The 6,140-nt window shown below is 72.2% G+C and carries 6 protein-coding genes; 5 read left to right on the top strand and 1 reads right to left on the bottom strand.

Annotated features, from left to right (window positions below):
- Positions 1-100: 100 nt before the first annotated feature.
- Complete coding sequence (locus GPJ59_RS12225) at positions 101-1,558, bottom strand: pyridoxal phosphate-dependent decarboxylase family protein (RefSeq protein ID WP_308120259.1); 1,458 nt, start codon at positions 1,556-1,558, stop codon at positions 101-103.
- A gap of 369 nt (positions 1,559-1,927) precedes the next feature.
- On the opposite strand from GPJ59_RS12225, the gene GPJ59_RS12220 reads away from it, so the two are divergent.
- The 5 genes from GPJ59_RS12220 (at position 1,928) to GPJ59_RS12200 (ending at position 6,113) form a co-directional block, all read left to right on the top strand.
- Complete coding sequence (locus GPJ59_RS12220) at positions 1,928-3,415, top strand: multicopper oxidase family protein (RefSeq protein ID WP_219667075.1); 1,488 nt, start codon at positions 1,928-1,930, stop codon at positions 3,413-3,415.
- A gap of 201 nt (positions 3,416-3,616) precedes the next feature.
- A complete protein-coding gene (locus GPJ59_RS12215; RefSeq protein ID WP_219667074.1) occupies positions 3,617-5,065 on the top strand; it encodes an MFS transporter in 1,449 nt (482 codons plus the stop codon).
- Positions 5,062-5,373 carry an acyl carrier protein gene (locus GPJ59_RS12210; protein WP_219667072.1) on the top strand — a complete coding sequence of 104 codons (312 nt, stop codon included), beginning with the start codon at positions 5,062-5,064 and terminating at the stop codon, positions 5,371-5,373. Before GPJ59_RS12215 ends, GPJ59_RS12210 begins: the two co-directional genes overlap by 4 nt.
- Positions 5,374-5,451: 78 nt before the next feature.
- Entirely contained in the window at positions 5,452-5,700 is a 249-nt protein-coding gene (locus GPJ59_RS12205) for a type II toxin-antitoxin system VapB family antitoxin (RefSeq protein WP_219667071.1), read from the top strand.
- On the top strand, positions 5,697-6,113 hold the full coding sequence (locus GPJ59_RS12200) for a PIN domain nuclease (RefSeq protein ID WP_219667070.1): 417 nt from the start codon (positions 5,697-5,699) through the stop codon (positions 6,111-6,113). Before GPJ59_RS12205 ends, GPJ59_RS12200 begins: the two co-directional genes overlap by 4 nt.
- Positions 6,114-6,140: the final 27 nt, after the last annotated feature.

Below are 6,140 nucleotides of genomic sequence, written 5' to 3'. Positions count from 1 at the left end.
GGGTGGGGTGGGGCGGCGCCGCGGGCCGGGTCGGTGGCGCGGGCCGGGTCGGCGGCGCGGGTGGTCTGGTCGGGGCGGACCGGGCGGGCGGCACGGTGGCTCATGCCGCGTCGGGCGTCCGGCCCGTGTCCGGCGTGCGGCCCGTGTCCGGCGTGCGGTCCGCGTCGGCGCGGGTGCCGATGTCGGTGGCCAGGGACGTGACGCGGGCGTGCAGGGACGGTACGTAGTGCTCGGACTCCGGTTTGATCAGGACGCTGCGCAGGATGCGGGCCGCCTCCGCGTCGCGCCGTACGTCCGGGTGGCGCCGTACGAAGGCCTCCGCGTCCGCGCGCAGCACGCTCAGGAACACCGGATCCGCGTCCGCCGTCATGCCGTCGCGCAGCAGCCGGTCCGACGCCCCGTCGATGCCGGACAGGGCGAGGCCGGCCGTCGTCGGGAAGTACGTGACGATGTCGAGCTGCGGCTCCTGGTAGAGGCGGAGTTCCGCCGAGTCGCGCAGCAGCTGCGCCCAGGACCGTGCGGCGTGCCTGTTCGCCGCCAGGATGCGCCCGAAGCCCTCCGGCGTCAGCGGCAGCAGCTGCAGCGTCAGCCACAGCGCGGCCGCCGCCGCACCCGCCCGTGAGCACTCCAGGCTGATCTCCCCGAGGTGCAGGTCGGAGTCGGTGAAGTAGGTGTACGGAGAGTCGTGCGCGAAGTGCCGCCCGGCGCGCGGGTCGGGGAAGAGGACCGCGCCGCAGCCGTACGGCTGGAGCCCGTGCTTGTGCGGGTCGACGACCACCGAGTCGCACGCGGCGATCGCCCGCCACGGCTCCGGGTCCAGCCCGCTGAGCCCGGCTCGGCCGAGGATCGCGTAGAAGCCGCCGTACGCCGCGTCCACGTGCACCCGCGCCCCGTACCGGCGCGCCAGCCGCAGCACATCGTGCACCGGGTCCACCGCGCCCAGCCCGGTCGTGCCGGTGGTGACGACGACCGTGCCGATCCGCCCGCCGCGCAGCGCCTCCTCCAGCGCACCGAGGTCGATGCGGCCCCGGTCGTCGGCCGGGATCCGGTGGCCCTCCATCCCCAGGACGTGGCACATCCGCTCGTGCGTGTAGTGGCACTCGGAGCTGTACGCGACCCCGCGCTCCGGATGCACCTGACGGGCGACGTAGAGCGCCTCGAGGTTGGCCATCGTGCCGCTGGTGGTGAGGTGGCCGACGTGCGCGGGCAGCCCGAACATGGCGGCCAGCTCCGCGACCGCCTCCTTCTCCATCTCGGTGGTGGCCGGTCCGCCCTCGGCGGCGTGGTTGTTGGGGTTGAAGAGCATGGCCGTCAGGTAGCCGACGACGGCCGCCGGGTGCGGCGGCTTGACCATCTGTCCGGCGTAACGCGGGTGGAAGAACGGATAGTTGTCGTCCATCCGCTTGGCGAGGCGGTCGAAGGCCTCGGTGAAGGCCGCGGAGCCGATGCGGTGCGCGTCATGGGTCCGGTAGGGGCCGAACTGCCCGCCCCACCGTTCGGCGACCTCGACGGCGCGCGGCAGCCAGTCGCGTAGGTCGCGCAGGTCGTGCAGATCCACGGTGGCCCTCCCCGTCCCGTGCGCACGCGGGAGCGCGTACGCATCGACAGGAGCCTCGCCCAGGCCCCGCAAGGCCCGCGCAAGCCGCCGGGGCGGGCCCCAACCGGGCACGAGCGGGGCGCGAGTCCGCTCTGGTGCACTCGCGGCGCGACACCTCTGTCTTGTTCTGTCCGGCCTGCTTTCCCGCCTGCTTTCCTGCCTGCTCTCCCGCCCGCTGTCTCAGCCTGCTGTCTCAGCCCGTTCCAGCTCTTCTCAGGCTTTACGGCCTTTGCTGGACCTTTCCGGCCTTTCCGGCCTGTCCTGCTCTTCCCGCCTTCCCGCCTTTCCGGCCTTTCCCGGCCTTTCCGGCCCTTCCCAGGAGGACATCCCATGGTCACCAGACGCAGCGTGCTCGGCGGCGCCCTCGCCGCGACCGGCGCGAGCCTGATCACGGGCGGTGCGCTGATGCCGCTGCTGAACGCCCGGTCGGCGCAGGCCGCGGACGGGGCGGCCGGGGCGGGATCCGGCACCGGGGGCGGCCCCGCCGTGGCGGCGCCCGAGCCGTTCACCGTACGGATGCCCACCCTGCCCGTGCTCTCGCCGATATCCACCCTGGGCGGCCAGGACCTGTACTACGTCACGATCAAGGAGGTCGCGCGGGAGATCCTGCCCGGCGTCCAGACCAAGGTCCTGACGTACGACGGCCACTTCCCCGGACCGGTGCTGCGGGCCCGCAGCGGCCGGAAGGTGGTCGTCCGCCACCGCAACACCCTGACCATGCCGGTGGCCGTCCACCTGCACGGCGGGAGCGTCACCCCCGAGAACGACGGCAGCCCCATGGACACCGTCGCCCCGGGCAGCGCACGCACGTACACCTACCCCAACCAGCAGCCCCACGCCCCGCTGTGGTTCCACGACCACGCCCACCACATGGAGTCCGAGCACGTCTACCGCGGCCTGTCGGGCTCGTACCTGCTCACCGACGAGGTCGAGAGCGCCCTGCCGCTGCCCGCCGGCCAGTACGAGGTCCCGATCGCGCTGCGCGACGCCCGCTTCGACGAGGCCGGCCGGCTCGTCTACCAGATGGACGACGTCTTCGGCCGCACCACCGTCCTGGCCAACGGCCGGCCCACGCCGTACTTCCCGGTCGCGGCCCGCAAGTACCGCTTCCGGCTGCTCAACTCCTCCAACATGCGCTTCTTCCAGCTGCGCCTGTCGGACGGCGGCCAGATGATCCAGATCGGCACGGACGGCGGCCTGCTGGAGCGCCCCTTCACCACCGACACGGTCGGGCTGTCCCCCGCGGAACGCGCCGACGTCGTCATCGACTTCTCCCGCTACCCGGTCGGCACCAAGATCGTCCTGGAGAACACGCTGGGCCCCGGCACGCCCGAGCAGGTGGGCAAGGTGCTGCGGTTCGACGTCGTCCGCACGGCCGCCGATCCCAGCCGGGTGCCGGACGTGCTGCGCACGCTCCCGCCGCTCGCACCGGCGACCGTCCAGCGCAGCATCGTCCTCAGCATGGACGAGGACGGGCGGCAGGAGCCGCGCGGGCTGATGGACGGGCAGGTCTGGGACCCCGCGCGGATCGACCAGACGATCGCGCACGGCAGCTCGGAGATCTGGACCGTCACCAACGCCAACAAGGTCGTCCCGCACAACTTCCACATGCACCTGGTGCAGTTCCGGGTCCTGGAACGCAACGGCGCCCCGGCGGGGCCGGCGGAGTCGGGGCTGAAGGACACGGTCCGGCTGTTCCCCGGCGAGACGGTGAAGCTGCACGCCACCTTCGACACGTACCGGGGGACGTACGTGTACCACTGCCACCTGCTGGACCACTCGGCGATGGGGATGATGGCGAACTTCCGGGTGCGGTGAGTCGCTCAACAGCCGCTCAGGAGTCGCTCAGGAGCAGCTCAGGAGCAGCTCAGGAGCCGCTCAAGGGGGGAACGAGGGCGGGACGAGTCGCCCAGGACAAGGTTTTGACCAACAGACCGTGTGCTGCCGGCCGTGTCCCCCACGAGTCCCGTGCATACGTACGTCGCGTCTGACACCGTGTGAAGTCTCAGGAGGCAGATCATGTCCGCCCCCGTCCTCGAACCCCGCGCGGCCCGGCCCGCGGCCGTGCCGCCCACGCCCCGCGGCAAGCGCGAGCCGGGCCGCCCGCGCCGCCCCCGCCCGGGCCTCGCGCTGGCCGTCATCGCCTCCTGCAACGCGATGATCCAGCTCGACGACGCCATCGTGAACATCGCCCTCCCGGGCATGCGGGCCGACCTGGGCCTGACGCCCGTCGGCTCCTCCTGGGTACTCAACGCCTACCTGCTCGCCTTCGGCGGCCTGCTGCTGCTCGGCGGCCGGGCCGGCGACATCCTCGGCCGCCGCAAGGTCTTCCTCACCGGGGTCGCCCTGTTCACGGCCGCCGCCGCACTGCGCGCGCTGGCGTCCGGCGTGGAGGTGCTCACCGCCGTACGCGTCGTCCAGGGCGTGGGCGCGGCGCTGGCCGCGCCGAGCGGCCTGGCGCTGGTCCTGAGCATGTTCGAGGAGGGCGCACCGCGGAAGCGGGCCATCGCCGTGTGCACGGCGGTCGGCGCGGTCTCCACCGCGGGCGGGCTGCTGCTCGCCGGTACGCTGTCCTCGCTCAGCGGCTGGCGCTGGGAGCTGCTGCTCAACGTTCCGCTGGGACTGCTGATCCTCGCCCTGGGCCCGGCCGTGATCACCGAGACCCGGCGCAGCCCCGGCCGCTTCGACCTGGCCGGCGCGCTGCTGTCGGCGCTCGGCGCGACGGCCCTGGTCTACGGGCTGGCGCGGGCGGCGGAGGTCGGCGTCGGAGACGCCCGGGCGCTGGGCTGTGTGGCGTGCGGGGTGGTGCTCTTCGCCCTCTTCGCGGGCGTGGAGCGGCGCGCGGCGCACCCCGTCGTGGCGCTGGGACTCTTCCGCGACCGGGCGCGGGTGCTGTCGTACGCGGCGACGCTCGCGGTACCGGGCTCGGTGATGGGCGCGTACTTCTTCCTCAACCAGTACTTCCAGCAGCAGGCCGGGTACGGCCCGCTGGGCGCGGCGCTCGCGCTGACCCCGCTGGCGGCCACGATGGCGCTGATGGCGGGGGCCGCCGTACGCCTCGAACGCCACCTGGGGCCCCGCCACCTGATGGCGACCGGCGCGGCCCTGCTGCTGACCGGCAACCTCTGGCTCTCCCGGCTGACCGACTCCGTGCCGTACTGGAGCGGGGTCCTGCCCCCGCTGCTGCTGCTCGGCGCGGGGATGGCGTGCTGTGTGATCCCGCCGACCGTGCTGGCCACGTCGGGGCTGCGGCGGGGCGAGGCGGGCGCGGCCTCCAGCGTCCTGAACGCCGTCCAGACGCTCGGCGGTTCGCTGGGCCTGGCCGTACTGGTGGCCGTGGCGTCCCGCTCCGGCATGACGGCCGGCTTCACGGCGGGGGCGGTGTGCGCGGGCGTGGCCCTGCTGGCCGCGCTGCTGATCGGGCGCGGGGCGGACGCGAGACCTGGTCGGGGCGGGGACGGGGCATGACGAGCAGCAATGCCGGTACGACTGCGCTGACCGGTGTAACGACGCCTCCCAGTAGTACGACCACTCCTGTCGGCGCGGCCGAGGAGGAGATCCGTGCTCTCTGGTCGTCCGTCCTCAAGATCGCGCCCCCGCCGCCGGACGCCAGCTTCTTCGAACTCGGCGGGGACTCCCTGGCCGCCCACCGCATGCTCCGCCAACTGTCCCGGACGTACGGCGTCACCCTGCGGCTGCGGCAGATCTACGAGACCCCGACGGTGGCGGGGCTGGCACGGGTGATCGCGGGGGCGATGGAGCGGCGAATTAGCTAGGTAGCGGAATCGTTACTCTGAGTAAAACTGCACTGAGTGTTGGTAATATGTGGTGCAGTTTCCCTCGGAGGTGGAGCCATGACCCGCATGATGGTCGACCTGGACGATGAGCTGATTGCACAGGCCAAGGTCATCTACGGCAAGAAGACCAAGGCAGGCGCGGTGCGCGCGGCACTCGAGGACGCGGTGAAGAGACACCTGCGGCAGCAGTTCTTCGACGCCATGGACTCCGGCGAGATCGACTTCAGCGAGATCGTCGAGAAGACCAAGGTGACCCCGTCCTCACCCTCACCCTCCCCCTCGCAGGAAGAACCGAAGGCCGCGTGACCGAGCTCTACCTGGCCGACAAGTCCGCGCTTGCACGGTCGAACCTCCCGCCGGTCAAGGCCGTCCTGATGCCGCTCCACAAGCGCGGCCTCCTGGCCATCTGCCCGCCGGTGGAGTACGAGATGATGTTCAGCCTGCGGAGCAAGGGGGAGATGCCCGCCGTCGGCAAGTGGCTGCGTGGTTTCGACTACCTCTACTGCGAGTACGAGGACTGCGAGCGGGCTCTCGAGATCCAGAGGCTGGCGATCGAACGCGGATTCCACCGGGCGCTGTCCTGGGCGGACCTGCAGATCGCAGCCACCGCTGAACGCCACGGGGCCACCTTGCTCCACCACGACGGCGACTACGACATGATCGCCTCGCTCACGGGCCAGCGGACCCAGTGGGTGGTACCGCCGGGAAGTGCGGACTGATCGCTGAAACCGCTGGCTGACTGGCGC

Origin of the sequence: Streptomyces bambusae (assembly GCF_019400985.1) — a bacterium.
Classification (GTDB): domain Bacteria; phylum Actinomycetota; class Actinomycetes; order Streptomycetales; family Streptomycetaceae; genus Streptomyces; species Streptomyces bambusae_A.
This window is presented reverse-complemented; position numbering and strand designations above follow the sequence as displayed.

What these genes read in the sequence shown, in the direction of transcription:
- GPJ59_RS12215 (WP_219667074.1), top strand. Translation starts at nt 3,617, where the DNA reads ATGTCCGCCCCCGTCCTCGAACCCCGCGCGGCCCGGCCCGCGGCCGTG.
- GPJ59_RS12205 (WP_219667071.1), top strand. Translation starts at nt 5,452, where the DNA reads ATGACCCGCATGATGGTCGACCTGGACGATGAGCTGATTGCACAGGCC.
- GPJ59_RS12210 (WP_219667072.1), top strand. Translation starts at nt 5,062, where the DNA reads ATGACGAGCAGCAATGCCGGTACGACTGCGCTGACCGGTGTAACGACG.
- GPJ59_RS12220 (WP_219667075.1), top strand. Translation starts at nt 1,928, where the DNA reads ATGGTCACCAGACGCAGCGTGCTCGGCGGCGCCCTCGCCGCGACCGGC.